We start from the raw sequence: 25,695 nt of genomic DNA, 5'->3' as shown, positions 1-25,695 counted from the left end.
AGGCGCGCGATGACGGATCAGATCGGCAGCTACGCGACCTACCCCAGCCTCAAGGGCCGCAGCGTGTTCATTACCGGTGGCGGCAGCGGCATCGGCGAAAGCCTGGTGCGCCATTTCTGCGCGCAAGGCAGCCGCGTCGCCTTCGCCGATCTGGCCGAGGAGCCTTCACGGCGCCTGGTCGATGCGATCGTGACCGAGGGGCATGCCGCGCCGCTGTTCATTCCCTGCGACCTGCGCAATGTCGAGCAGCTGCAGGCGGCGACCGTGGAGGCGATGCAGCACAACGGCCCGATCCAGGCGCTTTGCAACAATGCCGGCAATGACGACCGCCACCAGACCAAGGATGTGACGGTGGCGTATTGGGACGACCGCATGGCGGTCAATCTGCGCCACCAGTTCTTCGCGGCCCAGGCAGTGCGCCCGCAGATGTGCGCGCAGGGCGGCGGCTCGATCATCAATTTCGGCTCCATCACCTGGATGGTCGGCGATCCCGATTGCCCCGCCTATGTGACCGCCAAGGCGGCGGTGTACGGCATGACGCGGGCGCTGGCCCGCGAACTCGGCCCCGAGCGCATCCGCGTCAACTGCATGGTGCCTGGCTGGGTGATGACCGAGCGCCAGATGAGCCTGTGGCTGAACCCGGCCGGCGAACGCCAGATCGACGAGAGGCAGTGCCTGCCCGACCGGCTGCAGCCTTCCGACATCGCGCGCATGGCGCTGTTCCTCGCCGCCGACGACAGCCGCATGTGCACGAGCCAGCAGTTCATCGTCGATGCTGGCTGGGTGTGACCGGTACAGCCTCAAAGGAAGAAGGGTATTTCATGCGTCTGGTACAGTACACAACGCCCGATGGCGGCAGGCGGGTCGGCCGGGTTTCCGATGACGGCAACCGCCTGCATCCGCTCGACAAAACCAGCACCGTGCTGGAACTCGCCGAAGCGGCGATTGCCCAGGGTGCATCGATCACGGCCCTGGTCGAGAAGCGGACGGGTGCGGCCACGGTCGACTATGGCGAACTGCTGCGCGATGGCCGCGTGCTCGCCCCCGTCGACCACCCGGAGCCGGCACGCTTCCTGGTCACCGGCACCGGCCTGACCCACACCGGAAGTGCCGCCGCGCGCGACAAGATGCATGTGCTGACCCATGGCGAGGACGCCGAGGAATCGGATTCGCTGAAGATCTTCCGCATGGGCCTGGAAGGCGGCAAGCCCGGCGCCGGCAAGATCGGAATCCAGCCCGAATGGTTCTTCAAGGGTGTCGGCACCTGTGTCGTGCCGCCCGGCGCCGATCTGCCCATGCCGGCTTTCGCACGCGCCGGTGCCGAGGAGGCCGAGATCGTCGGGCTCTACCTCAATGGGCCTGATGGCCGCCCCTATCGCATCGGCTATGCGCTCGGCAATGAATATTCCGACCATGTGACGGAGGCCGAGAACTACCTCTATCTCGCCCACTCCAAACTCCGCTCCTGCTCGATCGGCCCGGAGCTTTTGATCGGCGACCTGCCCGAAGAAGTGCGCGGCCATTCCCGCATCCTGCGCGACGGCGCGGTCATCTGGGAACAGGAATTCCTGTCGGGCGAAGCGCACATGTCGCACTCGATCGCCAATCTCGAACATTTCCATTTCCGCTACCCCATGCACCGCAGGGCGGGCGACCTGCACGCCTATTTCTTCGGGGCGGCGGTGATGAGCTACGCCTCCGGTATCAAGACGGCTTCCGGCGACGAGTATGAAATCCAGGCACAGGCATTCGGCAAGCCGCTGCGCAACCGGATGGTGTCGGTGCCGGACGAGGGACTGGTCGCCGTCACCCAGCTGTGACGGCAAAAGCCCCGGAAATTACGGTCCACCAGAACGACAATGGGAGATTAAAAATGGGACTGAAGAAAGCATTTCTGAGATTAGCGACGATCGGGCTCGGCATCGGCCTGATGACATCGGCGGCGCTGGCCGCGAACCTTCGCGTGCTGGCCTGGGACGGCTATGCCGACCCGGACTGGGTGAAGGACTTCACCGCCGCCACCGGCATCGGCGTCGACGTCGTCTTCATCGGCAGCGATGACGAGATCTGGGCCAAGATCAAAGGCAGCGAAGGGCAGGACTTTGATGTCTTCGCCGTCAACACCGCCCAGTTGCAGCGCTACATCAAGGCTGATCTGGTATCGCCGATCGACATCACGAAACTGCCGAACCAGAAGGACGTGCTGCCGCGCTTCCGCGATCTGTCGCAGGTCAGCGGCGACACCAAGGACGGCAAGGTCTACGGCATTCCGTTCTGCTTCGATTCCATCGGGCTGATCTACGACACCGACAAGGTCAAGCCGGCGCCGACCTCGATGTCGGTGCTGTGGGATCCGGCCTACAAGGGCAAGATCCTCGCCTATGACAATGGCGAGCACAATTTCTCCTTCACCGCGCTGACGCTCGGCTACAAGGATCCGTTCAACCTCAATGCGGAGCAGATGGCGGCGGTCAAGGCCAAGCTGGTCGAACTCAAGCGCAATGTGCTGAGCTTCTACACCACCGCCGACGAGGCGCAGCAGATATACCAGAACAATGACGTCGCCCTGATCTGGGCCAATTACGGCCAGCAGCAGGTCAAGGCGTTGCAGAAGATCGGCGCCCATGTCGCCTACGTCAACCCGAGCGAAGGCGCGCTTGCCTGGCTCGACAACTGGGTGATCTCCAAGGGTGTCCGCGACAATGCGGCGGCCGAGAAGTGGATCGACTTCATGCTGAGCAAGAAGATCGGCGGCGAGCTTTCCGAGCGTACCGGCTTCGGCAACACCGTGGTCGAGTCGAGCAGCGCCGGCGGCAACGACAAGCTGGTCTGGCTCAACAATGTCGAGGATCCGCTCAAGCGTTCGGACATGTGGAATGAGGTCAAGGCGACGCCCTGATCTTTTCCGCGCCTGACCTCGAAGGACCCGGCGGTCCGGACGTTCCGGACCGCCGAAGCGTATGCGAGAATATTCCATGAACCAGAACACCGACCTCTTGACGCTGCGGTCCGTCTCGAAATCCTACGGCACGGTTCCCGTGCTGCACGACATCGACCTGTCGATCCGGGACGGTGAGTTCCTCACCGTTCTTGGGCCGTCAGGTTCGGGCAAGACCACGGTCCTGCGGCTGATCGGCGGGCTGGAGCCGCTGACCGCGGGCGAAATCCGGCTGGACGGCCAGGAGATCAGCCGCATGCCGATCAACAAGCGGCCGTTCAACACCGTGTTCCAGGACTATGCGCTGTTCCCGCATATGACGGTTTCCGGCAATGTCGGCTACGGGCTTTCGGTGCGCCATATCAAGCGCAAGGAGATCGCAAGCCGTGTAGCGCAAGCCCTCGAACTGGTGCAGCTCGGACGTTTCGCCGACCGCTTTCCGGCGCAGCTTTCCGGCGGCCAGCGCCAGCGTGTCGCGCTCGCGCGGGCGCTGATCTGCCAGCCGCGCCTGATCCTGCTCGACGAGCCGTTGGCGGCACTCGATCTCGAACTGCGCCGGCAGATGCAGGAGTTCCTGAAATCCATCCAGCGCGAGATCAAGACCACCTTCCTGTTCGTCACCCACGACCAGGAAGAAGCGATCGGCATGGCCGATCGGATCTGCGTCATGCAGGCCGGCCATATCCGCCAGCTCGGCACGCCGCACGAGCTCTACTACAAGCCGAACTGCGAGTTCGTGGCGCGCTTCTTCGGCGAGAACAATCTGGTGGCCGGAAAGCTCGGTCCCGTGCAGGGCGAGCAGCGGCCGATCGAGACCGCGCTTGGCCGCCTGGTCTGCTCGATCAGCGGCCAGCCACATCTCAAGGCCGCCGCCGACGGCGCCAGCGCCTTCGGGGCGTTCCGTCCCGAAGCCTTGCGTCTTGCTGATGCCAATGATGGCGACAACCGCTTTTCCGGTATCATCGCCGATCTGGCCTTTGCCGGCTCGTCGACGGTCGCCACGATCGTGGCGGGGGCGGACAACGACGCGCAACGCCTGCGGTTGCGCATGCCGAGTCGGATCGACGGCAGTATTTTGAAATCAGGCGAGACGGTCTCGCTTTGCTTTGCGCCGCATGAAGGCCATCTGGTGCTGGCATGAGCGGAGCCGGGTCGACACAGGCGGCGGAACGGCGATTGTCGCGGCTGGTGACGGTGCTGGCCTTCGCCTTGCCGGTGATCTTCGTCCTCGTGCCGCTGGCGATCTTCCTCGTCTACAGCTTCTTCAGCGTCGACCAGGGCACGATCGTCCATGCACCGACGCTCGGCAACTATGTCAGGTTCTTCACCGACCCGATCTTTCTGCCGGTGTTCTGGAACACCATCGTGCTGTGCGTGTCGGTGGCGGTGATCTGCATCCTGCTCGCCTATCCCGCCGCCTATTTCCTGACGACGCTGAAAGGACGGTGGCGCTACGCCTTGCTGATGCTGCTCCTGGTGCCGCTGCTGATGAGCTACGTCATCAAGATCTATGCGATCCGCAGCATCCTCGGCCTCAACGGCTTCCTCAACAAGGCGCTCGTGGCGCTCGGCATCCTGGATCAGCCGTCGACGCTTTTTGTCTTCAACATGAACGCTATCCTTTTGACGCTGAGCCTGCTTTTGATCCCCTTCGCCATCCTGCCGATCTTCCTCTCGCTGGAGCGGATTCCGCAGACCTTGCTGCGTGCCTCGGACGATCTGGGCGCCAGCAGCCTGCAGACGTTCCTGCGCATCACCTTGCCGCTCAGCCTGCCCGGCGTCGCCTCGGCGGCGAGTTTCGTCTTCGTGCTGGCGATCGGCGATTTCCTGACGCCGCAGATGGTCGGCGGGATCAGCGGCTTCACCTTCGGCCGCATCCTCTACAGCCAGTTCGGCACCGCCTATAACTGGCCGTTCGGCGCGGCGCTGTCGGTGGCGCTTGCGATCGTGGTGATCGCCGCCATCCTCATCGGTGAACGGTTCGGACGCAGCCGGGGGACGTCGGTATGAGTGCGCTGCCCCGGCCGTCCACCATCTTCCTGGCCGCGATCACGTCACTGGTCGCGGTGCTGCTCTACAGCCCGCTGTTCGTGCCGATCGTGTCGTCGTTCTTCATCGTTTCACATGGCAATGTCGACTGGTCGTCGCCGACCCTTTCGACCTATGTGGCGCTGGCGGGGAACCACGACATCCTGGCCGCCCTGCGCACCACGCTGGTCGTCGGCGTCTGCACCGTAATCCTGTCGGTGGTCAGCGGGACGCTGCTGGCGCTCTACTATCACGGCCGCCGCTCAGGCCGTTCGGTTCTGCAATTCATCATCTTCCTGCCATTCCTGATGCCGCCGATCATCAGCGGCCTGGCGCTGCTGATCTTCTTTCGCGAGATCGGCCTCGAACGCTCGCTGCTGACCGTCGTCATCGGCCACACGGTCTTCGTGCTGGCGATCGTCTATCGCACCGTGCTGATGCGGCTGCAGTCGATGAGCCGCACGCTGGTCGAGGCCTCCTACGATCTCGGTGCCAGCGGCTGGCAGACCTTCTGGCGCGTCATCCTGCCGAACCTGTCGAGCGCCATGGTCGGCGGCGCCATCCTGGCCTTCGCTCTGTCGTTCGACGAGACGATGATCACCATCCTGGTCACCGGCACGCAAAGCACGCTGCCGGTCAGGCTGTGGGCGATGATGCGGCTTGGCTTCTCGCCCGACATCAACGCGCTGGTGGCGCTGATCCTGATGTTCACTGTCCTGCTCTGCGTGCTCGCCGCCCGTTTTCTCATTCCCAGGCAGATGGCGACGGAACGGAATTGAGGTTTAAGCCAGGATGATCATCCGGCAGAAGCAGCCGGGCCGAGATCGAAGACTCGTCCTGGATTGAGGATGTTCTTCGGATCAAGTGCCGACTTCAGCCGCCGCATCGCAGTGATTTCGGCGTCGCTGCGCACCAGATGCAGCCACTGCTTCTTGTCGAGGCCGATGCCATGCTCGGCCGACACGCCGCCTCCGGCCGCCGCCACGCCGCGATAGATGATTCCATAGGCCGCCGCCGGATCCATCGTCAGGACCTGATAGTGCAGGTTGCCGTCGCCGAGATGGCCGAAGACATAGATGTCGGCGCCGGGATCGACGGCATGGATGGCGGCATCCGCTTCCTGCAGGAACGCTCCCATGCGCGCCAGCGGGATGCTGATGTCGACGCCGATCAGGCCCTTGATCGAAAACAGGACGCGGTTGGCGTCTTCGCGCACATCCCACAGCGTGCGGAATTCGCGCGGCGATTGCGAGACGACCACATCGTCAACGACGCCGTCCTCGACCGCCTGCATCAAGACTTCGGCGAAGCGCTCACTGTCGCGATCCGGCTCGCTGCCCTGGATTTCGGCCAGCACATAGACGGGTGAGCCAGCCGGCAGCGGCGCCGGCATGGCCATGCTGGCAACCATGACGTCGTAGAGCGGCGCGAAGTTGACCTCATAGGCGGACAAAAGCGGGCCGAGCTTTTGCCGCAGCAGCGCAAGCAAGGCGATCGCTGCATCGAGCGAAGGCAGCGCGCAGAAGGCGTTCACCTCGGAGGCAGGCTTCGGATGCAACCTGAGCGCGGCGCGGGTGACGACGCCAAGCGTCCCTTCCGCGCCGATGAAGAGCTGGCTTAGATCATAGCCGGAATTGTCCTTGGACAGGCCCTTCAGCGAGGACAGCACACTGCCATCGGCCAGCACCGCTTCCAGCCCCAGCACCTGCGCCCGGTACATGCCATAACGCAGCACGCGGATGCCGCCGGCATTGGTGGCGATGTTGCCGCCGACCGTGGCCGAACCGCGCGCGCCGATATCGACGCCGAACATCAGCCCGGCGTTGTCGGCCGCCTCCTGCACCGCCTGCAGCGTGGCGCCGGCTTCGGCGATAATGCTGGCGGCTTGGATGTCCGGGGCGGCAAGCCCGGTCATCCGCTCCAGCGACAGCACGATCTCGCCCGGCTGCACACGTGTGCCACCGGCCAGTCCGGTGCGCCCGCCCTGGATGACGACCGACTGACCGAGAGCGTTGCAGCCAGCGAGTGCTGCCGCCACACCAACGGTATCGCGCGGACGCAGCACCACTTCGGGCAGCGAGCCAAGCTTGCCGTCGGGATCGTCACGGTAGCGCTGGTCGACATCAGAGCCGGCGAGCACGCCGCCCGCGCCCAGCCGATCGCCAAGCGCGGACAGAAGTCGTTGTGTTTCAGGCGACATCGGGCTCAGGCGCCCGTGTGGCAAAACGCGTCATCCGCATACACCGACCGGACGGCCCGATGGGTACCCTTGTCCAACACGCTCGCATCCTTCAATTGCAGCCGGCCGATCCTATTCGTGATGGCGCGCCGTGCAAGCGATATTGGCCAGGCGATGCCGGCATCAATCGCGAAGAAACGCGGTTGATGCCGGAAGTACTGTCCAGCTCACCGAAGCTTGGCCTGCAGGGCGTTGACATCGTCGGTGGTCATTTCACCGTCGGTGGTCACCTTGCCGTCGACGATCTTCCACAGCCGGAACGGGCCGGTGATGTCGCCGAACTTGTCGAAGGCGACAGGGCCGATGACGCCTTCGTAACGGATCGGCTTGCCATCCTTGATCAGGCCGAGCGCCTTGGCGAACTCCTCCTTGCCGGCATAGATCGGCGTGCCGGCAGGGTCGACCGCCTTGTACATGGCATCCTTGATCTTGGCTGGATCCTCGGAGCCGGCAATGGCGATGGCCAGGCCGACGATGGCGCCGGCATCATAGGAACGGTCGGCCGCCGGGTTCGACGGTTCGATGCCGGAGAATGCCTTGTAGTTCTTTGTGAAATACTCGGTCGAGGCGGTCGGGCTGGTGCCGGAGGACGTGCCATAGGCATCCTTCAGATAATCAGCGCCGACGGAGTCGATGAAGTCAGGGCTGTTCATGCCGTCATTGAGCAGGAACTTCTGCACGCCGCCCTGGGAAATCCAGGTGCGGGCAACGGTGGCGCCATCGACCGGCGTGCTGACGAGATAGAGACCGTCCGGCTCGCCTCCCATCGCCGCGGTGACCTCGGACGCATAGCTCGATTGCTTCTCATTGTAGGGCGTGTCGGAGACGATGGTGCCGCCTAGCGCTTTGTAGGCACGCGAGAATTCTGCCACCATGTTGACGCCGAAGTCGTTGTTGACGTGGATGATCGCCAGCTTCTTGAAGCCCTTGTCGATGGCGTATTTGGCGGCGGCCACGCCCTGCAGCGCATCCGAGGTGATGGTGCGGAAGAAGATGCCGTTGGTCTTGCCGTCGCGACCGAGTGTCGTCAGCGTCGGCGAGGATGACGCCGGCGAGACCTGGACGATCTTGGCCGGAGCGGTGACCGAGGTCAGGATCGGAATCGACACCGAGGAAATGATACCGCCGATGATGACCGGCACCTTCTTGACCTGGACCAGCTGGGTCGCGGCGTCGACCGCGATGTTGCCCTGGCTCTGGCTGTCACGGGTATCGGTGACGAGATCGCAGCCGCGCACCCCGCCGGCATCGTTGATGTCGCGGAAGGCCATTTCGACCGACTTGGCGCCGGCCTGGCCATATTCGCCGGCCGGACCGGTCAGTTCCATGACGAGGCCGACGGTGATCTTGCAGTCGGCGGCCTGCGCAGCACCGGCAATCGTGACAAGAGCAAGCGCGGTGGTGAGTTGGAGTATCGTCTTTCTCATTGTTGTTCCCCTTGAGTTACACGAACTGATTTGACGTCTGGAAAGTCTCAGTGTTCCGGCACCTGCAGCCAGGTTTCATGCAGATGCCGCCATTGAACGCCATTGGGCGCCGATGAACTGGTGGTGAAAACGGCACTAGACTGGCGGCGGCTATGCCTGCCGCCACGCGACTGCGCCTCGACGTAGAGGACGACGATCGTATCGCCATCCTGCCATCCGGGCTTGATGTCCTCGATCGAGATGGCGAAGCCGTCGTCGCAAGTGGCGCGGCTGGAGTGCACATGGTCGATCACGGCATCGCGGTCGAGGATCTGGCCGCCTGGTGCGATCATGGTCAAGCCTTCGCCCATGACGGCTTCGAAGCGGCCGAAATCCACTTTGTCGGCCCGCGCGGCGACGAACCAGTCGACGAAAAAGCGGTGCAGGTCGATGATCTCGGCGCTGGCCTGCGAAAACAGCCTGTCGTCGTCCATGGTTTCACACCCGGCCCGCGTTCAGATTGTAATGCATGATCGAGCCGTGGCGGCCGTGGCGGTCACGCTCCAGCGTGTAGACGTCCCCCTCAAGGCCGGTGCCCCGCGCGATGGCGGCGGCAATCCGTGCCCGGTCATCGGCGTCGAGCACGACATCCATGATCTCCGCATTGGCCAGCGCGTGCGCCTGGTTGCGGGCGCCGACGATGACGGCGGCCACTTGCGGCTGCTCCAGCACCCAGGCGCTGGCTATCGTGGCGATGTCGACGCCGTGGCGGTCGCCGACGACCTTGAGTGCCTGGAGCAGTTGCTGGAACAGGTCCCAGCCGCCGAAATCATCGATGATCAGCTTGTATTTGACCAGCGAGCGGTTTTCGAGCGGCGTGACAGGTTCGGCCACGCCAAGCCATCTGTCGCTAAGGAAGCCGCCGGCTACAGATCCGTAGCACAGGAAACTGACACCGTTTTTCTCGGCAAGTGCCGCGAGGCTGTTCGCCGGACGCTGGTCGAGCACCGAATATTGCAGCTGCTGGCTGACCAGCGGAATGCCGGCGGCCAGGATTTCGGCGAGCCGTGGCGTGTCGAAATTTGTGGTGCCGAGATTGCGCACCTTGCCCTCGCGCCGAAGCTCCTCGAGCCAGCCCATCGTCTCGACGTAGCCGGCCATCGCATAATCCCACCAGTGGAACTGGACGAGATCGAGCCGCTCGGTCTTCAGCCGCCGCAGCGACTGGTCGACGATGCCCCTGATATAATCGCGGCTGATGTTGGCCAGCCGTTCCAGGTCGGGCACCAGCTTGGTGTGCACCTTCATTTTGGCCGCCGCATCGAGGCCGCGTTCATTGGCCAGCCGCAACCGCGCGGCGCCGATCAGTTCCTCGACGCCTGTGTAGATATCGGCGCAGTCATAGGTCCAAATCCCAGCATCGAAGGTGGCGATCAGGTCGGTCACCGCTTGGCTCCGATCAATGGCGCCATGGCCGCCGGCCAGTTGCCAGCCGCCTCGTATGACACGTGAGACGGTATAGCCGGGGCTGAGCTCGAAGGCCTTGGCGGTCATGTCCGGTCATTCTCCTTCGGCAGCGGTACGGCCGTGGTTTCGGCATGGCTGAACCGCCGCTTGGCCAGCCTGACGATCCGCAACCGGCTGGCGCAATTGGGATCGGGACAAGCGATCTCGGCGTCCGAGGTCATCCAGTCGTTCCGGTGGGTCGGGCGCTGTTTCGCCGCCAGCAGCGGCAGCACCGCGGCAAGCGAATAGATCGAAAAACCCTGCCCCGCCGGCATCGACAGCATCTCGCCCTTGAGCTCGAAATAATCGCCGGCCTTGGCGCCGCAGTAGATCGGTTTGCCCTCGGGGATGACCGCCTCGACGCGAAGATCGAAGAGCTCGAAACTGTCGTCGCGTTCAGCCATTCAACCCTCCACCAGGCTAAAGGTGATTTCGCAGGCGCCGTTACGCCGGATCACCCCACACGCGGCGGCGAATTGATCGCGCTCCTCGGCAAGCACCTGCGCCACCACGCTGCCGGCCAGCCAGCCGATCGGGAACAGAAGCCGAGCACCCTGCCAGTAGAACAGGCCGATGTCGAAGATGGCATTGGGATTGCCGCCCCACATGCGTGGCGGCACGTAGGACAGCACGATGTCGCCCGGCTGCGGCGTCAGCGTCGCGTTCTCCGCCGGCAAGGGCTTGGCATAGGTTTGGCCTTCAAGATCGGCGGCGGGAACCGGACAGGAAATCTCCGGTCCCGTCCACATCGCGTGGATGCCGGGGACGACGCGTGGCGTGGCCAGATACGCCGTGAGAAAGGCGGCGTTTTCCGGCGCTTTCCCGGGCAACAGGAGCGCGGTGACGGAAAGCTTCGAACGAGGCTCACTGATCCTGATGGAGGTCATGTCTGGGCTTTCGCGGCGGCGGATTGCAGCTTGTTCCGCAGGAAGGTGAAGGGCCGGCTGATGTCGGCGGCCAGCGCCTCGCGCGCCGCATGCGCGTCCTGCGTGGTCAGCGCCTCGACGATACGGCGGTGATACTGGGCGGTGTCGACCTCGCCGGCTTCTGAGAAGGCGTAGATGGCGACGCGGATGCATGGCCCCGATTGCAGCCACAAGCTCTCGATCATCGGAATCAGCACGGCCGAGCCGCAGGATCGGTAGATCTCGAAGTGAAAGCTCTGGTTGAGCGTCACTTCGCGGTCGACATCCTTCTTGTGTTTCAGCGCCCGCATCTCGTCCCATTCAGCCAGAATGGTTTCGATGGCGGCTATCTGGCGGGGCCCCATGCGCGCCGCGGCCAGCGCGATCGCCTCGCCCTCGATCAGGACGCGGGCACGCAGGAGATCGTCGAGACGTTCCAGCGTGATCGGCGGCACGCGCACTGAGCGGTTGGGCAGCGCCTCCAGCGCCTTCTCCGTGATCAGCCGGCCTAGCGCTTCGCGCACCGGCATCGTCGAGGTGACCAGCGCATCGGCCAGACCGCGGATCGTCAGCACCTGGCTTGGCTCGAACAGGCCGCCGATCAGCGCGCGCCGCAGTTCGGAATAGACGCGATCCTGCACCGTTTCGCGGCCGACCGGCGCGAGCTGGGCCGCGATCGCCTCGTTGTTCTTTCCGACAGCAGCCTTTTGCATGGAATTCCGTTCTCGGCGGGTTTTCGGCTTGCGGATGAAATTAAAGCCGAATAGCGTGATCAAAGCAAGTGTGATCACAAATCATAATCAGGAGGCGGCAACGATCGTCTTCGGCCAGAGGGTTCGATGAGCGAGGTAGCGGAACGCCAAGGGCGGGAGACCCGTGTGCCGGTTCTGACGGCGAGCCAGGTCGTCAGGCGGTTCGGCGGCCTTGTCGCCGTCAACGATGTCTCGTTCGACGTCAAAGCGGGCGAAATCCTTGGCCTGATCGGACCCAATGGCGCCGGCAAGACGACCATGTTCGACTTGCTGGCCGGCAGTATCCTGCCCACCAGTGGCAACATCCTGCTCAACGGCGTGCGCGTCTCCGGCGAAGCCGCTCACCTGCGCATCGGCCGAGGTCTCGGCCGCACCTTCCAGATCCCGCGCCCGCTCCCCAACCTGACGCTGATCGAGAACATCATGCTGGCGGCACAGGGCCAGGCGGGCGAAAGGCTGCTCGCCAACTTCGTCACGCCGTGGCGGGTGGCGGCGCAGGAAAGAGCCGCCCGGGCAAAGGCGCTCGAACTGCTGGAACTGGTCACCCTCACCCACCTCGCGCATGAGCCGGCGCGCGTGCTTTCCGGCGGCCAGCGCAAGCTGCTCGAACTTGCCCGGGTGATGATGGCCGATCCGGCCATCATCCTGCTCGATGAACCAGCGGCCGGCGTCAACGCGACGCTGCTCGAAGTCATCATCGACCGCATCCGCGACATCAATGCGCGCGGCATCACCTTCCTGCTCATCGAGCACAACATCGACATGGTGACACGGCTCTGCCACCGCGTCCTCGTGATGGCGAGCGGCCAGTTGCTCAGCGAAGGCACGGCGGAAGAAGTCGCTCGCGACCCGCGCGTCATCGAGGCCTATCTCGGGGGCGCCGCATGAGCGAGACCGTCCTCGATGTCCACAATCTCGAAGCCGGTTACGAACCCGGCGTGCCGATCGTGCGCGGCGCCTCGATCACGGTCAGAAAAGGTGAAATCGTCGTCGTCCTCGGTCCCAACGGCGCCGGCAAGTCGAGCTTCATCAAGGCGATCGCAGGCCTCGTGCCGATCACCGGCGGTTCAGTGTTCCTGGACGGCCAGGATATCACCACGGCACCGGCCCACACCATGGTGCGGCTTGGCCTCGCCTTCGTGCCGCAGACCGAGAATATCTTTCCGCTGATGTCGGTCGAGGACAATCTCAGGGTTGCCTGCGGCATCCTCGAGCGGCGCGACATCCCGGCCCGCATCGAGGAGATGTATGCCGCCTTCCCCGACCTCGTCCGCCAGCGCCGCACCGCGGCCGGCAATCTGTCCGGAGGACAGCGGCAGATGCTCGCCGTTGCACGTGCGCTGATCGTCCACCCCAAGGTGCTGGTGCTGGACGAACCGTCGGCTGGCCTGTCGCCAAAGTTCGTCTCGGCGGTGTTCGAGATGCTGGCCGGCATCCGCAAGTCCGGAGTCACCATCCTTTTGGTCGAGCAGAACGCCAAGGCAGCGCTTGCCATCGGCGACCGCGCCTATGTTCTGGTCGAAGGCAAGGACCGGCATGAGGGCGTCGCCTCGGAATTGTGGAACGACCCGGTCGTCGCCGAACTCTATCTCGGCCAGCGTCCCCAGCGCCAGCAGGGAGGCGCTGCATGAGCCTGCAGTTCATCGTCGACGGATTGCTGACCGGCTCGATGATCGGCCTCGGTGCCATCGGCGTGACGCTCACCTATTCGATCCTGCGTTTCTCCAACTTCGCCCATGGCGACTTCATGGCCTGGGGCACCTATGCGACGCTGGCCGTGGTTAGCGCCATCGGCGCGACATTCGGCAAGGTGGCGCCAATCGGGCCGCTCTCCTTCGGCTGGCCGCTCCTTGTTGCCCTGGTCGTCGGCATGGCGTTCACCGCACTGCTGGCGCTGCTGCTCGATAAGGTGTTGTTCTCGCGGCTGCGCTCGCAAGGCCAGGCGATCATCGTCGTGATGGCGAGCTTCGGCGCCTCGATGGCGCTGCGGAGCCTGTTGGAGTTCACCTTCACCTCACGGCCAACCTATTTCAGCCGAGCCATCCAGATCGCCATGCCGGTCGGCTTCGGCATCCGCATCACGCCCGACCAGATCGCCTTGCTGGCGCTGACCGCCGTGCTCGTGCTCGGCGTGCATCTGTTGATGACACGTACGCAGACCGGGCGTTCCATGCAGGCGCTGAGCCAGAATGCGGCGCTGGCCCGGATCGTCGGCATCGACGTCGCCAAGGTGGTGCGCGTCACCTGGATCGTCGGCGGCGCGCTTGCCTGCGTTGCCGGGGTGATGATCGGCATTCTGGTGCAGATCCGCCCCTTCATGGGCTTCGATATGCTGCTACCGATGTTCGCCGCCGCCATCCTCGGCGGCATCGGCAGCATCCCGGGCGCGGTGCTCGGCGGCCTGATCATCGGGCTCGCCGAAGCCGGCGCCGTGCAATTGATCGGTGCCGAATGGCGCGCCGCCGTCTCCTTCATCATCCTGATGGCGGTGCTGTTCGTGCGGCCGATCGGCCTTTTCGGAGTTCGGGAAAGATGATCGATCTCGTCGGCTACGGCGCCTTCTTCCTGACCACGGCGCTGATCTTCTCGCTGGTCACGCTGGGGCTCAATCTGCAGTGGGGGCTGACAGGCCTGTTCAATGTCGGGCTCGCCGGCTTCGTTGCCATCGGCGCCTACACATCGGCGCTGCTGACGACACCGGACGACGCCGCGAGGCTGGGCGGTTTCGGCCTGCCGATCGTTGTCGGCTGCGCAGGCGCCATGGTGGTTGGCGGTGTCGCCGCGGCACTTACCGGCATGGCCACATTGCGTCTGCGATCCGACTATCTGGCGATCACCACATTCGGTGTCGCCGTGGTCGTGCAACTGGTCGCGCTCAACGCGCAGAAGTTGACGGGTGGCCCATTCGGCATCGGTTTCATCCCGCGCCCCTTCGGCGGCCTGGCGGAGACGCCACTGCTGTTCAACCTGTCAAACCTTGCCGTCGTCTCGGTGGTGACGCTGATCGCCTATCTCGCCTTGGAGCATCTGTCGCGCAGTCCCTGGGGCCGCGTGCTGAAGGCGCTGCGGGAGGACGAGCGTGCGGCGATCTCGCTCGGCAAGAGCGCGCGTTTCTACCGCGTCCAGGCCTTTGCCGTCGGCGGCGCCATCATGGCGCTGGCCGGGGCATTGCAGGCGCATTTCACCGGCTTCATCGCACCCGACAATTACCTGCCGATCCTGACCTTCCAGGTCTGGGTCATGCTGATCGTCGGCGGCTCCGGCAGCAATCTCGGCGCCGTCGTCGGCAGTGTGCTGGTCTGGGGAATATGGGCCGGATCGGGCACGGCGACCAGCGTGTTCTTCCCGCCCGAGCAGCAGGCGCGCGCCGCCTCGCTGCAAATCGTTGCCATCGGCGTCATGCTCTGCGTCATCCTTCTGATCAGGCCAAACGGCCTGTTCGGCGACAGGCCGCGGCGGGCACGCTTCGGCAAGCGGGCGAAACTGGCCACGGCCAAAAGCAGTTCCAACTCATGAATGCCATGGTCAGGCAGGAGGCGCATGGCGCTTCGCTCTGGCACGCCGTCAGCCACGATCGTCGCCAGCGGCCTGCGCTGAATGGCGACCTCGATGTCGACCTCGCCATTGTCGGCGGCGGTTTTTCCGGGCTTTCAACCGCACTGCACGCCGCCGGAAAAGGACTTTCCGTCGCCGTTCTCGAAGCCGAAATTATCGCCTGGGGCGCGACCGGCCGGAATGCCGGTTTCGTCGTGCCGAACTTCGCCAAGATGGACCCGGACGGCATCCTTGCCCATCTCGGCCCCGAACGCGGCGAACGCCTCATCGATTTTGCCGCCGGCAGCGCCGACCTCGTCTTCGGCCTGATCCGGCAGCACGGCATCGATTGCGACGCGGTGCAGAACGGATGGATCCAGCCGGCGCACTCGCCGGCGGCCCTGGAGAAGGTCAAATCACGCGCGGGACAATGGGCGCAGCGTGGACGGCCTGTCGTCACCCTGGATCGGCAGGATGTCGCAACGCTGACCGGCGCGCGCGGCTATCTCGGCGGCTGGATGGACCGTTCCGGCGGCGTACTCAATCCGGTCGCCTATGCACGCGGATTGGCCGATGCGGCGGAAAAGGCCGGCGCGCGGATTTTCGAACAGGCACGTGTCACGTCGATTGATCGCGTGGCCGACGGCTGGGCGCTGAAAACGCCATCGGGTTCGGTGCGCGCCGCCAGGGTGCTGATCGCCACCAACGCCTATGGCGGGTCGCTCGATCCGTTGCTTCAGCGGACTTATTTTCCGCTGAAGGTTTTCCAGATCGCCACGGCGCCGCTACCGCTCGAAATCCGCACGCGTCTGCTTCCCGGGGGGCAAGGCGTCGGCGACACCAGGCGCAATCTCTTCACCTTCCGCTTCGATGCCGATAACCGGCTGATCAGCGGCGGCATGCATATTCTAAGCGCCGGTGCCGACAGACGCGTACCGCAAACGATCTGGCGCCGGCTCGCCGCCCGTCTCGACCTGCCCGACCTGCCCCCGCTTGTCTATGGCTGGTCGGGAATGGCCGCCGTCGAGCCGGATTTCCTGCCGCACCTCCTGGACCTCGGCCCGGGCCTGATCGCCGGCCGCGCCTGCAATGGACGCGGCATCGCCATGACGACGGCGATGGGCAAGGTACTGGCCGACTGGGCCGCTGGAACCGACGCCCGCGAGTTGCCACTGCCTTTCGCGCCCCCGGCGCCGATTCCGTTTCACGCCCTGCTGCGACACGCACCCAACATGTTGCTCGGCTGGAGCATGCTGCGCGACCGGATGGACGAAACAGCATAGGCCGACCGGGCCTGCCGTCCGATCAGTTTGTCGTGCGAAGATTTTCGGAGAGAACCGCGGCCGCCACGGCGATGTCCTGTTCAAGGGATACACGAACGGCCGGGCCGTTGCGCCGTTCGAGCGCGGCGACGATCCTGTGGTGTGCGTCATTGGACTGCGGAATGTAGCGATCGGCCCGCATCAGGAGCTTCAGATAAGGTCCGACGCGCCCCCAGAGATCGCGGATCATGTTCAGGAGGATCGGCGCGCCGGCGTGCTCATAAATAGCAAAATGGAAGGCCTCGTTCAGGGAAAGATAGGTCGTGGCGTCCTGCGCCTCGATGGCCCGCTGCATCCCGGCGAGCGCGACCTGTATGTCCACCAGCGCGCTCTCGCTCATCCGCGTGGCGGCCATCTCGCCCGCCAACCCCTCGACCGCGATGCGGATGCGCGTCAGTTCCGCGAAGGCGGGCTCCGACAGCAAGGGCACGATGATCGAGCGGTTGTTCTGCATTTCCAGAAGCCGCTCGGCGACCAGCCTTTGCAACGCCTCGCGGATCGGGGTGGTCGAAATGCCAAAGGTTTCCGCGAGCTTGCGGATGACCAGTGTCTGGCCCGGGCTGAAACCGCCTGAAATCAATTCCTGCTTGAGCGCGCCATAGGCGCGGTCGTTGAGGGTTTGATGCTCGAGCTTCAGCATGCGCCCGCTCAGCTCACCATGCCGACAGCGCGCGATCGAGCGTCTCGGCCAGCTGCTCGGCATTGTCCCTGGCAAAGGGCAGTGGCGGCCTGATCTTCAGGACATTGCCGCGCGGACCGCAGGACGAGATCAGCACGCCATCCTCGCGCATGGCTTCAACGGCGGATGAGGTCTTGGCGGCGGCAGTGGCCTCATCCTCCGCCATCAACTCGACCCCGAAATAGAGACCGTTGTGCCTGACATCGGCGACCATGCCGTGGCGGCCTTTCAAGGCGTCCAGCAATTCTCCGGTATAGGTGCCGACCGTGCGCGCGTTCTCGATCAGCCCCTCGCCCTTGATCACGTCGAGCACGGCGATGCCGACAGCGGCCGCGACCGGATTGCCGCCGAAGGTATTGAAGTAGCCGGTGTTCGAACCGAACGAGCTCACAAGCTGCGGCCGCACGATCACCGCGCCCATCGGATGTCCGTCGCCGATCGGCTTGCCCATGGTGACGATGTCAGGTTCGAGGCCATAATTGGCGAAGCCCCACATGCCCCGGCCAAGCCGGCCGAAACCGGACTGGACCTCGTCGGCAATGACGATGCCGCCCGCCTTCCTGACGTGATCGGCCGCCTCGCGCATGACTGCAGCATCAGGGAAGAAGATGCCGTCGCTGGAAAAGGCGGAATCGAGAAGCAGCGCCGCCGGACGGATGTTTCGCGCGCGCATATCCTCGATGGCGGCGGCGACATTTTTGGCGAAATCATGCGCGGCGCGGCCGCCGTCACGGAAGGTGTCCGGCGCCGCCACGGTCCGGTGTTGCGCGGGCACGCCCTTGGCCCCGACCGCCGCCGGCGACAGCTGCGCGGTGGCGATGGTGGCGCCGTGATAGGCGAAGTCGGTGATGATCACACCGGTGTTGCCGCTGGAGTGCTGGGCGATGCGGATGGCGAGATCGTTGGCCTCGCTGCCGGTGCAGGTGAACATGGCATGGCCGAGATGGGGCGGCAGCGTGCCGAGCAGCTTTTCGGCGTAATCGAGGATGATCTCGCTGAGGTAGCGCGTGTGCGTGTTGAGCGTGGCGGCCTGCCCCGACAATGCCTCGACGACGCGCGGATGGCAGTGTCCGACCGAGGCGACGTTGTTATAGGCGTCGAGGTATTTTCGGCCCTGGGCATCGTAGAGCCAGACACCGCTGCCACGCACCAGATGGATTGGGTTGCGGTAGAAGGCGCGATAGGTTGGCCCGAGCAATCTGGCGCGGCGTTCGAGCAGCGCGTGCTCTTGTGCGGAAACTCCGGTATCGGCGGAGGCACTTGCGGGCGGGGACTGGGACACGGGCATCTACTCCGGCTTGGAATGGTCGAGAAAATAGCGGCGGGCGTCAGCGGACGATAGACCGTCCAGCCGTTCAAGCGAGGTCCAGACCTCGGTGATGAGGCGAAGCACATAGTCGCGCTTGGCCGGAAACCGTTCGGCCTGCCAGCTGGCAATGTTGGCGATGAGCGCAAGCCGCGCACGAATGAGGTGGAAGAGGATGCCAAGCTCTTCGATTTCGAGCGGCTGCACCGACTGATAGCCGGCGACGAAGCGGGCCGCGGGCGCCAGAGGGTGACCTTCAGCCGGCCAGCGGTAGACGGCACCGATGGCGAGGTCGCAGATCAGCGGCGAATGGATCATGTCGCCGAAATCGAGGATGCCGTTGACCACCTCCGGCCGCGCGGCATCCATCACCACATTGTAGGAGTTCATGTCGTTGTGGGCGATCTGGGCGCGCAGGCCGGGGATCACCGGCGCCGCATGTTCCTCGAAGGCGTCGATGACGCGCTCGACCATGGCGCGATGGCCGGCATCGGCGATGTGCGCCAGCATGGGCCGCGTCTTGGCGACCTTGCGAATGTCCCACAAAAGGTCGCTGCCGGCGGCCGGATGGAAGAAGCCGCGCAGTGCCCGGCCAAGCCGGGCGAGGAAGATGCCAAGATTGCGGTCCTGCGCCGCTGACGTGGGCGAGCGCGAAAGCAGCTGGCCGGGCAGATAGCTGACCAGCCGGACGATGCGCGGCGGCGATCCGCCGACGCCTACCATGAACTGTGCTTCGCCTTCGACGCTCTTGCGCACGGAAGGAACTGGCAAGGAAGGGTCGACCGTCAGTATGTGGTCGAGCGCCTTGTTCTGGAAATCGGTGAAGCCGGCCTCTTCAGCCGGATGCGAGACCTTCAGGACGAACTCGCCCTCGCCTTCGGTCTGGATATGGAAATTATGGTCGCGTTCGCCCGGCAGCGGGCGCGCGCTGCCGGTGAGCCCATAGTGCCGGCGCAACAGGGCAAGCGCCTCGGCGATCGAGACATCAGGCGCATCCTCCGCAAGCGTCTCGCCGAAGGCATCCGATACGGCTGCGTTCATGGCCTGACCTCGGCATTTATGGGTTCAAGACCGCACCAGTCGGCGATGAAGAGCGCAATGGTCTGCGTGACCTTGCGCACGGAGTCGAGATCGACGGCCTCGTCATAGCCATGCGGCATGCGGCAGATCGGGCCGTAGACGATTGCGGGCGTGTCGGCATAAAGGCCGAAGAAGCGCGCATCGGTGGTGGCCGAGGTGACGTGTTCCGTCAGCGGCTCACCCCACACGGCGGTGTGGCTGCGCCGCAGCACGGCTTCCATCTCGTCGGCCCCCTCAAGTACGTAACCCTCGGCCATGAAGCCGTTATAGGTCATCCTTGGCGGACGATTGGCGAGGAACGGATCAGCGCGCGCCGCATTCGCGATGCAAGCTTCCAACTCGGCCCTGGCGTCCTCGAGCTTCTGGCCGGGATAGGTCGCGACACGCATCTCGAAGACGCAACGCGCCGGAACGCTGGACGTCCACTCGCCGCCTTCGATCTTGCCGAGATTGAAGCGGATCGGGTGCGGGTGATCGCAGAAATGCCTGTCGTCGACCTTCCTCGCATTCCAGACGATTTCGAGTTGCTTCAGCGCCTGGATGATGAGGAAGGCCTTTTCGATGGCATTGGCGCCGGCCGAGAAGGCGCCCGACGCGTGCTGCGGATCGCCATCGACTTCGACCCTGAACCAGATCGGGCCGACCTGCGCCCGCATCAGCCTTGGCTCCAGCGGTTCGGGAATGAAGGCGGCGTCGGCGCGGTAGCCGCGCTGCAGGCAAGCGAGCGCGCCATTGCCGGTGCACTCCTCCTCGACGACCGACTGCAGGAACACTTTCGCGGCCGGCTGATAGCCAAGGCTGCGCAAGGCGGCCAGCGCATAGAGGCAGGCCGACAGGCCAGCCTTCATGTCGCCGGCGCCGCGGCCATGCATCCAGCCATCCTCGATCACCGGATCGTAGGGGTCGCGGACCCAGCGATCGAGCGGTCCCGTCGGCACGACATCGATATGCCCGTTGAGGATCAGCGAGCGGCCGGTGGCGTTTTTCGGCGTGTGAGTGGCGACGACGTTGAATGCGTCGTCATAGGAAACCGCAACGGGAGAGAATCCGGGCAGGTCGCGGATCGCGTCGACATCGACACGCCACATATCGACCGCATAGCCATCGGCTTCATAAGCCGCCGCCATGAAGGATTGCGCGGCATGCTCCCCGCCGCGTTGGGAGGGAAAGCGCACGAGATCGGCCATAAAGGCGAGCTGACGGTCGAACCCATCGTCGACCGCCCGCAAAATGGCCTCATCCGCAATTCGCTCAGGCATGATATTCCGCTTTCCTGTGAATGGTGTATCATATCTCATATGCCATCTCTGGAAAAGGCAAGAAGACAGGCCGGCCAAAATTATGGCCCACCCCTGCAGCCTCTTGGCAGGCGGCCGCAGAATTGGCATCAGCTTCCTGACATGCCGGTAGGCTGCGCGACGGAAGATCGAGGACAATGCAAGTCACCGAAGGCACATTGCCGGATGAAATCACCGATCTCGCGTCCGGCTACCGGCGTATCCCGGCCGGCAAGATCGTCAATGCCGTGACATGGATGGAAGCGCGCGCGCCGGTGCAGGGTCTCGGGCATCCGCTGGCGATGACCCGCGTCACCAACCTCGAGCCCGCCTTCTACCGTTCGGTCTTTCTCGAGATTGGCGCTCCCTGGCTGTGGGATCGCGCCGCCGAAATGTCGGACGCCGACATCGCGGAGCATTTCGCCGACCCGCGCCAGCATCTCTATTACGGTCACGATGAACGCGGCAGCCATGTCGGCATGGCCGAATTCACGCTCGCCGACAGCAACGAGATCGAAATCACCTATTTCGGTCTCTTCCCTTCCTTGACCGGCCGAGGCCTTGGCAAGCGGCTGATGGCGGGTGCGCTCGATCAGGCATGGCCCCTAAAGCCGGGGCGTATCTGGCTGCACACCAGCAGCATCGATCATCACAGCGTCATCGGCTTCTACCGGGCTTGCGGGTTTGAACCCTTCGCGGCCGGCTTCGAGATCACCGACGATCCGCGGATCAAGGGAACCTTGCCGCGCGATTGCGCGCCGCAAATTCCGCTGATCGAAACGGAATGGGTGCCCCGCGCCAGATGAGACCGTCTTCTCAACCCGCGGGCCAGGCATCGCCCCACCACCGCCGTTGGGTACGGCGTGAGAGCATCCTGTCGAGGTTGGAGCGGCATGTCGACACGCGCATCGTGCTGTTCGCCGCACCCGCCGGCTTCGGCAAATCGACGACGATGGCGCAATGGGCAGCCGAGGTCACGCGCCACGGCCGGCTGACGGCATGGCTGTCCTGCGAAGCGACGGACAATGACGAAGGCGCCTTCCTGTCGCATCTGGTTGGGGCGCTGCGCCATCTCGTGCAGAACCCAGCCGAGCTCGATCTCGCCTTCCAGTCGAGCCCGATCCCGCAGCTTGACGTGGTGTTGGCGGCCCTTGTGGCGGGTCTTGCGGCACGCCATGCCGACATCACTCTGTTCTTCGACGACTATCACGCTATCGAAGCACCGGCGGTGAAGCGGTTCATGGAGCGCCTGACGCGGCAGGCCCCCGCCAACGTTGCCTTCGTCATCGGTTCGCGCAACCTGCCCGACCTGCAGCTCGGCAAGCTCAGGGTGCTCGGCGATGTCTTTGAAATCGGCCCGGACGATCTGCGTTTCGCCTCGTCCGAAGCCGAAGCCTTCTTCAACGACAAGCTTGGCCTCTCCATCGGCAGTGGCACGGTGGAGACCTTGTGCTCGCGCACCGAAGGCTGGGCCGCAGGCCTGCAGCTCGCCTCGCTGTCGCTCAGCGCCGCCCATGCGCCCGAAACCGTCATCGGCAATTTCACCGGAGCCAACCGCAACGTCGCCGACTTCCTGATGGGGGAAGTGTTCCTGGAACTGCCGCCGGCGCTGGCGAAGTTCCTGCTCTACTCCTCGATCTTCGAACGTTTCAGCGCCGAGGCCTGCCGGGCGGTGATACGCGCGGCGGACGCCGAGGCTGCTATCACCGAGATCGAGACCCGCAACCTGTTCCTCGTGCCGCTCGACGAGGAGCGGCGCTGGTTCCGCTATCATCATCTGTTCCATGACTTTCTCAGCCGCGAGATGGAACGGCGCGAACCGGAGATGATCGCCCCGCTGCATCTGGCGGCTTCGGAATGGTTCGGCGAACGCAAGATGCTGACCGAGGCCATCGGCCATGCGCTCGCCGCCGGCGACCAGGCCCGCGCGGCGGTGTTCGTCGAGAACAACGCGCTCGAACTCATCGCCCAGTGCCAGTTGCTCTATGTGCGCCAGCTGCTGGCGCTGCTGCCGAGGAAACTGATCGACCAGCGCATCCGGCTGCAGCTTGTCGTGCTGTGGTTGGCAGTGCACTCGAGCCAGCCCGAGATTGCCCAGCAGACGCTCGCCAACGCGCGCAAGCTGGTCGAGACCGGGCCGACTGACAGCAATGACCCGGGCACGCTGACCGGCACCACGATCGAGGCCGAACTCGAGGTCCTTGCCGCTGCGGTCCACAGCACGCTGGAACAGTTCGAGGACGCACGCGACACCGCGCTGGCCGCGCTGCGCATCATCGCGCCCGATGCCTGGTTCATGGAAGGCGCGACCGCGAACGTCATCGGCTATAATCTCCATGCGCTGGGCGACCTCGAAGGGGCACGCGCGGCGGTGGACGCTGCACGCAAGGCGCATGAGCGAAGCGGCAGCCTGCTCGGCGTCACCATCGCCAATTGCTACATGGCCGTCATCGAGCGATCGGCCGGCCGGCTGCCGGCCGCCGAACGGCTGCTGCGCAACGCGATCATCGAAGCCAGGACGCGGATCGGCGCGAACTCCTATGCCGAGGCGCTCGCCGGAACGCTGCTTGCCGAACTCGCCTACGAGACCAACGCGTCCGGCGAAGCACTGGCGCTGGTCGAGAATCTCGGGCCGCTGATCGAGGGTGCCGCGGTCATTGTCTATCCCCTGGCCAGCGTGCCGACCTATGCCCGCGTGCTGCAGCTGACCGGCCGGGGCGACGCGGCCCTGGACATGCTGGAGCGCGTCTACCAGCGCGTGCGCGGCTCCGTCTACCGCCGCCTCGCTTCGGTGCTGGTGCATGATCGCATCCGGCTGCTGCTCGACCAGAACCGCGTCGCCGAGGCACGCGCATTGCTGAGCCAGCATCGCGGCGAAAGCGCCGAGACCGTCCCAACTGTCGCCAACGAATTCGAGTTCTTCGCCGAAGGCCGGCTGCTGACGGCGGAGAAATCCTACGCAGGGGCGGCGGCGATTTTCGACACGCTGCTGGAGCGAACGAAAGGCAGCGGGCGCATGCGCCGTCACATACTGGCGCAGATCCTGCGCGCCAAGAGCGCCGGCCATGACCAGCGCGAGGCCGACCGGCATCTGCTCGAAGCACTGCGCCTTGCCCAGCCCTCCGGCTTCATCCGCTCCTTCGTCGACGAGGGCAGGCCCGTCGTCGAGGGATTGATGCGGCTGCGCGCGGCACAGGCAAAGACCGACCCGGCATTGTCGGCCTATGCAACGCGCATCATCGATGCCGCGCAGACACTGCCCGTCGCGGCGCGTAAGCCAGCCATGCCGGTTGCCGAGAAGGAACAGCTCACCCAGCGCGAGTCCGAGCTGCTGCACTGCTTGTCGGAAGGCATGTCCAACCGCGATATCGCCGTTGCGCTGTCGGTGAGCGAAACGACGGTGAAGTGGCATTTGAAGAACATTTTCGGCAAGCTCTCCGTATCCAACCGCGTCCAGGCCGTGCGCGCCGCGCAGGCCGCCGCAAACCTCCGCACCCCTCCGAAAGGAGGGGCATAGATTACAGACATGGCCCCCTCTTTAGGGTCGGGCCAGGCGATTGTTAGCCTGCTAGCGTCATCTGGTTTTCAGAGGATGCCGCGGATGGCGACAGGCTACGTCTTTCACGAACAGCTGATGTGGCATGACACCGGCTCCAGCGCCGACATGATGCCGCCCGGCCGCTTCGTGGAGCCTGGCCGGCATCTGGAATCGCCTGGGTCGAAGCGCCGGCTCAACAACCTCATCCAGGTCAGCGGCCTGTCACGTCATCTGGTGCCGATCATCGCCGAGCCAGTGACGGTCGAGGACCTGCTGCGCGTGCACACGCAGCGCCATATCGACGATATCCGAATGCTCAGCGAACGCGGATCCGGTTTCGCCGGACCGCAAGCGCCGATCGGCCTCAACAGCTTCGATATTGCCCTGCTGTCCGCCGGTACCACCTATGCGGCGATGCGCGCGGTGCTGACCGGCCGCGTCGACAATTCCTATGCGCTGGCGCGTCCCCCAGGGCACCATGCCGAACCCGATCAGGCCATGGGCAACTGCCTGTTCTCCAACATTGGCGTGTCGGTGCGCCGGCTTCAGCATGAAGGCCTGCTCGGCCGCGCCGCGGTGGTCGACTGGGACGTGCATCATGGCAACGGCACCGAGACAGTGTTTTATTCCGACCCGTCGGTGCTGACGATTTCCCTGCACCAAGACAATCTCTATCCGACCGGGCGCGGCGCGCTGGCCGACAACGGCAAGGGCGAAGGCGAAGGCTACAACATCAACATCCCGCTGCCGGCCGGCAGCGGCACCGGCGCCTATGAAGCGAGCTTCGACCGCGTCGTCGCCCCGGCGCTGCGCGCCTACAAACCGGACCTCGTCATCGTCGCTTCCGGCTTCGACGCGTCGGGCTTCGACCCGCTCGGCCGCATGATGCTCAACAGCGAATGCTTCCGGCGCCTTGCCGCGCGCATGGTGGCACTGGCCGCCGAAGTCTCGAACGGCCGCCTGATGATGACGCATGAAGGCGGCTACTCCGAAGGCTACGTGCCGTTCTGCGGTCATGCCGTCATCGAGACGCTGGCCAATCATCGCACCGAAGTGGTCGATCCCCTGTCGGATCATATCGACGAATGGGCCGGGCAGGATCTGCAGCCACACCAAGCCAAGGTAATCGACGCCGCCGAAGGCCTGCTCGCGGGCCTGCGCCAACGCCTCGCCAGCGCGGCCTGA

The 25,695-nt window shown here is 64.7% G+C and carries 25 protein-coding genes; 14 read left to right on the top strand and 11 right to left on the bottom strand.

Features of this window, described 5'->3' with window-relative positions:
- The first annotated feature begins 9 nt into the window (after window positions 1–9).
- The 6 genes from EN824_RS16935 to EN824_RS16910 all read left to right on the top strand — a co-directional run bounded on the left by EN824_RS16935 (window position 10) and on the right by EN824_RS16910 (window position 5,745).
- On the top strand, window positions 10–789 hold the full coding sequence (locus tag EN824_RS16935) for an SDR family oxidoreductase (RefSeq protein ID WP_135932545.1): 780 nt from the start codon (window positions 10–12) through the stop codon (window positions 787–789).
- 32 nt (window positions 790–821) lie between these two features.
- Window positions 822–1,820, top strand: coding sequence for an AraD1 family protein (gene araD1, locus EN824_RS16930; protein ID WP_127870555.1), 999 nt, complete (start codon window positions 822–824; stop codon window positions 1,818–1,820).
- Window positions 1,821–1,873: 53 nt separating this feature from the next.
- The gene (locus tag EN824_RS16925) at window positions 1,874–2,899 is read left to right on the top strand and encodes an ABC transporter substrate-binding protein (RefSeq protein WP_127279053.1); all 1,026 of its coding nucleotides are present in this window, start codon (window positions 1,874–1,876) and stop codon (window positions 2,897–2,899) included.
- A gap of 76 nt (window positions 2,900–2,975) precedes the next feature.
- Window positions 2,976–4,079: an ABC transporter ATP-binding protein gene (locus EN824_RS16920; protein ID WP_135881680.1), complete on the top strand. Its 1,104-nt coding sequence runs from the start codon at window positions 2,976–2,978 to the stop codon at window positions 4,077–4,079.
- Complete coding sequence (locus tag EN824_RS16915) at window positions 4,076–4,948, top strand: ABC transporter permease (protein WP_127279051.1); 873 nt, start codon at window positions 4,076–4,078, stop codon at window positions 4,946–4,948. Before EN824_RS16920 ends, EN824_RS16915 begins: the two co-directional genes overlap by 4 nt.
- On the top strand, window positions 4,945–5,745 hold the full coding sequence (locus EN824_RS16910) for an ABC transporter permease (protein WP_127279050.1): 801 nt from the start codon (window positions 4,945–4,947) through the stop codon (window positions 5,743–5,745). The genes EN824_RS16915 and EN824_RS16910 overlap by 4 nt, the downstream gene beginning before the upstream one ends.
- A 17-nt stretch (window positions 5,746–5,762) precedes the next feature.
- Here the strand turns inward: EN824_RS16910 and EN824_RS16905 are convergent, their stop codons facing one another.
- The 7 genes from EN824_RS16905 to EN824_RS16875 all read right to left on the bottom strand — a co-directional run bounded on the left by EN824_RS16905 (window position 5,763) and on the right by EN824_RS16875 (window position 11,735).
- Window positions 5,763–7,166, bottom strand: coding sequence for an FAD-binding oxidoreductase (locus tag EN824_RS16905; RefSeq protein WP_127870550.1), 1,404 nt, complete (start codon window positions 7,164–7,166; stop codon window positions 5,763–5,765).
- 206 nt (window positions 7,167–7,372) lie between these two features.
- A complete protein-coding gene (locus tag EN824_RS16900; RefSeq protein WP_127870549.1) occupies window positions 7,373–8,632 on the bottom strand; it encodes an ABC transporter substrate-binding protein in 1,260 nt (419 codons plus the stop codon).
- Window positions 8,633–8,679: 47 nt separating this feature from the next.
- Window positions 8,680–9,105 carry a DUF4440 domain-containing protein gene (locus EN824_RS16895; protein WP_127280860.1) on the bottom strand — a complete coding sequence of 142 codons (426 nt, stop codon included), beginning with the start codon at window positions 9,103–9,105 and terminating at the stop codon, window positions 8,680–8,682.
- Between the two features lie 4 nt (window positions 9,106–9,109).
- The gene (locus EN824_RS16890; RefSeq protein ID WP_127280859.1) at window positions 9,110–10,165 is read right to left on the bottom strand and encodes an aldo/keto reductase; all 1,056 of its coding nucleotides are present in this window, start codon (window positions 10,163–10,165) and stop codon (window positions 9,110–9,112) included.
- Complete coding sequence (locus EN824_RS16885; protein WP_127280858.1) at window positions 10,162–10,521, bottom strand: TIGR04076 family protein; 360 nt, start codon at window positions 10,519–10,521, stop codon at window positions 10,162–10,164. Before EN824_RS16885 ends, EN824_RS16890 begins: the two co-directional genes overlap by 4 nt.
- Window positions 10,522–11,004 (bottom strand): DUF3830 family protein, encoded by a 483-nt coding sequence (locus EN824_RS16880; protein WP_127870548.1) that lies wholly within the window; start codon window positions 11,002–11,004, stop codon window positions 10,522–10,524.
- Window positions 11,001–11,735 (bottom strand): GntR family transcriptional regulator, encoded by a 735-nt coding sequence (locus EN824_RS16875; protein ID WP_127870547.1) that lies wholly within the window; start codon window positions 11,733–11,735, stop codon window positions 11,001–11,003. Before EN824_RS16875 ends, EN824_RS16880 begins: the two co-directional genes overlap by 4 nt.
- A gap of 126 nt (window positions 11,736–11,861) precedes the next feature.
- Here EN824_RS16875 and EN824_RS16870 point away from each other — a divergent pair, with 126 nt between their 5' ends.
- The 5 genes from EN824_RS16870 to EN824_RS16850 are packed head-to-tail and all read left to right on the top strand — an operon-like array spanning window position 11,862 to window position 16,591.
- A complete protein-coding gene (locus EN824_RS16870; protein WP_127280493.1) occupies window positions 11,862–12,662 on the top strand; it encodes an ABC transporter ATP-binding protein in 801 nt (266 codons plus the stop codon).
- Window positions 12,659–13,405, top strand: coding sequence for an ABC transporter ATP-binding protein (locus tag EN824_RS16865; protein ID WP_127870546.1), 747 nt, complete (start codon window positions 12,659–12,661; stop codon window positions 13,403–13,405). Before EN824_RS16870 ends, EN824_RS16865 begins: the two co-directional genes overlap by 4 nt.
- Window positions 13,402–14,310: a branched-chain amino acid ABC transporter permease gene (locus tag EN824_RS16860; RefSeq protein ID WP_127280491.1), complete on the top strand. Its 909-nt coding sequence runs from the start codon at window positions 13,402–13,404 to the stop codon at window positions 14,308–14,310. Before EN824_RS16865 ends, EN824_RS16860 begins: the two co-directional genes overlap by 4 nt.
- The gene (locus EN824_RS16855) at window positions 14,307–15,290 is read left to right on the top strand and encodes a branched-chain amino acid ABC transporter permease (RefSeq protein WP_189343680.1); all 984 of its coding nucleotides are present in this window, start codon (window positions 14,307–14,309) and stop codon (window positions 15,288–15,290) included. Before EN824_RS16860 ends, EN824_RS16855 begins: the two co-directional genes overlap by 4 nt.
- Window positions 15,287–16,591 carry an FAD-dependent oxidoreductase gene (locus EN824_RS16850; protein ID WP_135865082.1) on the top strand — a complete coding sequence of 435 codons (1,305 nt, stop codon included), beginning with the start codon at window positions 15,287–15,289 and terminating at the stop codon, window positions 16,589–16,591. The genes EN824_RS16855 and EN824_RS16850 overlap by 4 nt, the downstream gene beginning before the upstream one ends.
- Window positions 16,592–16,613: 22 nt before the next feature.
- On the opposite strand, the gene EN824_RS16845 is transcribed toward EN824_RS16850, so the two are convergent.
- The 4 genes from EN824_RS16845 to EN824_RS16830 are packed head-to-tail and all read right to left on the bottom strand — an operon-like array spanning window position 16,614 to window position 20,954.
- The gene (locus tag EN824_RS16845; RefSeq protein WP_135865080.1) at window positions 16,614–17,270 is read right to left on the bottom strand and encodes a GntR family transcriptional regulator; all 657 of its coding nucleotides are present in this window, start codon (window positions 17,268–17,270) and stop codon (window positions 16,614–16,616) included.
- A gap of 13 nt (window positions 17,271–17,283) precedes the next feature.
- On the bottom strand, window positions 17,284–18,597 hold the full coding sequence (locus EN824_RS16840) for an aspartate aminotransferase family protein (RefSeq protein ID WP_189343679.1): 1,314 nt from the start codon (window positions 18,595–18,597) through the stop codon (window positions 17,284–17,286).
- Window positions 18,598–19,656 (bottom strand): phosphotransferase, encoded by a 1,059-nt coding sequence (locus EN824_RS16835; RefSeq protein WP_135932544.1) that lies wholly within the window; start codon window positions 19,654–19,656, stop codon window positions 18,598–18,600.
- Window positions 19,653–20,954, bottom strand: coding sequence for an ArgE/DapE family deacylase (locus EN824_RS16830; RefSeq protein WP_189522187.1), 1,302 nt, complete (start codon window positions 20,952–20,954; stop codon window positions 19,653–19,655). The genes EN824_RS16835 and EN824_RS16830 overlap by 4 nt, the downstream gene beginning before the upstream one ends.
- A gap of 176 nt (window positions 20,955–21,130) precedes the next feature.
- Here EN824_RS16830 and EN824_RS16825 point away from each other — a divergent pair, with 176 nt between their 5' ends.
- From EN824_RS16825 to EN824_RS16815, 3 genes are all read left to right on the top strand, one after another.
- On the top strand, window positions 21,131–21,778 hold the full coding sequence (locus EN824_RS16825) for a GNAT family N-acetyltransferase (RefSeq protein ID WP_135932543.1): 648 nt from the start codon (window positions 21,131–21,133) through the stop codon (window positions 21,776–21,778).
- Window positions 21,775–24,489, top strand: a complete 2,715-nt coding sequence (locus EN824_RS16820) for a LuxR C-terminal-related transcriptional regulator (RefSeq protein ID WP_135932542.1) — start codon at window positions 21,775–21,777, stop codon at window positions 24,487–24,489. Before EN824_RS16825 ends, EN824_RS16820 begins: the two co-directional genes overlap by 4 nt.
- 84 nt (window positions 24,490–24,573) lie before the next feature.
- A complete protein-coding gene (locus tag EN824_RS16815) occupies window positions 24,574–25,695 on the top strand; it encodes a class II histone deacetylase (RefSeq protein ID WP_127277728.1) in 1,122 nt (373 codons plus the stop codon).

This window comes from Mesorhizobium sp. M8A.F.Ca.ET.181.01.1.1 (assembly GCF_004792025.1).
Lineage (GTDB): Bacteria > Pseudomonadota > Alphaproteobacteria > Rhizobiales > Rhizobiaceae > Mesorhizobium.
Note: the sequence above shows the minus strand (reverse complement) of the source record. Positions and strands in the feature narration are given on the sequence as shown.

Coding starts and splice junctions, on each gene's coding strand:
- EN824_RS16935 (WP_135932545.1), top strand. CDS start 10: ATGACGGATCAGATCGGCAGCTACGCGACCTACCCCAGCCTCAAGGGC.
- araD1 (WP_127870555.1), top strand. CDS start 822: ATGCGTCTGGTACAGTACACAACGCCCGATGGCGGCAGGCGGGTCGGC.
- EN824_RS16925 (WP_127279053.1), top strand. CDS start 1,874: ATGGGACTGAAGAAAGCATTTCTGAGATTAGCGACGATCGGGCTCGGC.
- EN824_RS16920 (WP_135881680.1), top strand. CDS start 2,976: ATGAACCAGAACACCGACCTCTTGACGCTGCGGTCCGTCTCGAAATCC.
- EN824_RS16915 (WP_127279051.1), top strand. CDS start 4,076: ATGAGCGGAGCCGGGTCGACACAGGCGGCGGAACGGCGATTGTCGCGG.
- EN824_RS16910 (WP_127279050.1), top strand. CDS start 4,945: ATGAGTGCGCTGCCCCGGCCGTCCACCATCTTCCTGGCCGCGATCACG.
- EN824_RS16905 (WP_127870550.1), bottom strand. CDS start 7,166: ATGTCGCCTGAAACACAACGACTTCTGTCCGCGCTTGGCGATCGGCTG.
- EN824_RS16900 (WP_127870549.1), bottom strand. CDS start 8,632: ATGAGAAAGACGATACTCCAACTCACCACCGCGCTTGCTCTTGTCACG.
- EN824_RS16895 (WP_127280860.1), bottom strand. CDS start 9,105: ATGGACGACGACAGGCTGTTTTCGCAGGCCAGCGCCGAGATCATCGAC.
- EN824_RS16890 (WP_127280859.1), bottom strand. CDS start 10,165: ATGACCGCCAAGGCCTTCGAGCTCAGCCCCGGCTATACCGTCTCACGT.
- EN824_RS16885 (WP_127280858.1), bottom strand. CDS start 10,521: ATGGCTGAACGCGACGACAGTTTCGAGCTCTTCGATCTTCGCGTCGAG.
- EN824_RS16880 (WP_127870548.1), bottom strand. CDS start 11,004: ATGACCTCCATCAGGATCAGTGAGCCTCGTTCGAAGCTTTCCGTCACC.
- EN824_RS16875 (WP_127870547.1), bottom strand. CDS start 11,735: ATGCAAAAGGCTGCTGTCGGAAAGAACAACGAGGCGATCGCGGCCCAG.
- EN824_RS16870 (WP_127280493.1), top strand. CDS start 11,862: ATGAGCGAGGTAGCGGAACGCCAAGGGCGGGAGACCCGTGTGCCGGTT.
- EN824_RS16865 (WP_127870546.1), top strand. CDS start 12,659: ATGAGCGAGACCGTCCTCGATGTCCACAATCTCGAAGCCGGTTACGAA.
- EN824_RS16860 (WP_127280491.1), top strand. CDS start 13,402: ATGAGCCTGCAGTTCATCGTCGACGGATTGCTGACCGGCTCGATGATC.
- EN824_RS16855 (WP_189343680.1), top strand. CDS start 14,307: ATGATCGATCTCGTCGGCTACGGCGCCTTCTTCCTGACCACGGCGCTG.
- EN824_RS16850 (WP_135865082.1), top strand. CDS start 15,287: ATGAATGCCATGGTCAGGCAGGAGGCGCATGGCGCTTCGCTCTGGCAC.
- EN824_RS16845 (WP_135865080.1), bottom strand. CDS start 17,270: ATGCTGAAGCTCGAGCATCAAACCCTCAACGACCGCGCCTATGGCGCG.
- EN824_RS16840 (WP_189343679.1), bottom strand. CDS start 18,597: ATGCCCGTGTCCCAGTCCCCGCCCGCAAGTGCCTCCGCCGATACCGGA.
- EN824_RS16835 (WP_135932544.1), bottom strand. CDS start 19,656: ATGAACGCAGCCGTATCGGATGCCTTCGGCGAGACGCTTGCGGAGGAT.
- EN824_RS16830 (WP_189522187.1), bottom strand. CDS start 20,954: ATGCCTGAGCGAATTGCGGATGAGGCCATTTTGCGGGCGGTCGACGAT.
- EN824_RS16825 (WP_135932543.1), top strand. CDS start 21,131: ATGCAAGTCACCGAAGGCACATTGCCGGATGAAATCACCGATCTCGCG.
- EN824_RS16820 (WP_135932542.1), top strand. CDS start 21,775: ATGAGACCGTCTTCTCAACCCGCGGGCCAGGCATCGCCCCACCACCGC.
- EN824_RS16815 (WP_127277728.1), top strand. CDS start 24,574: ATGGCGACAGGCTACGTCTTTCACGAACAGCTGATGTGGCATGACACC.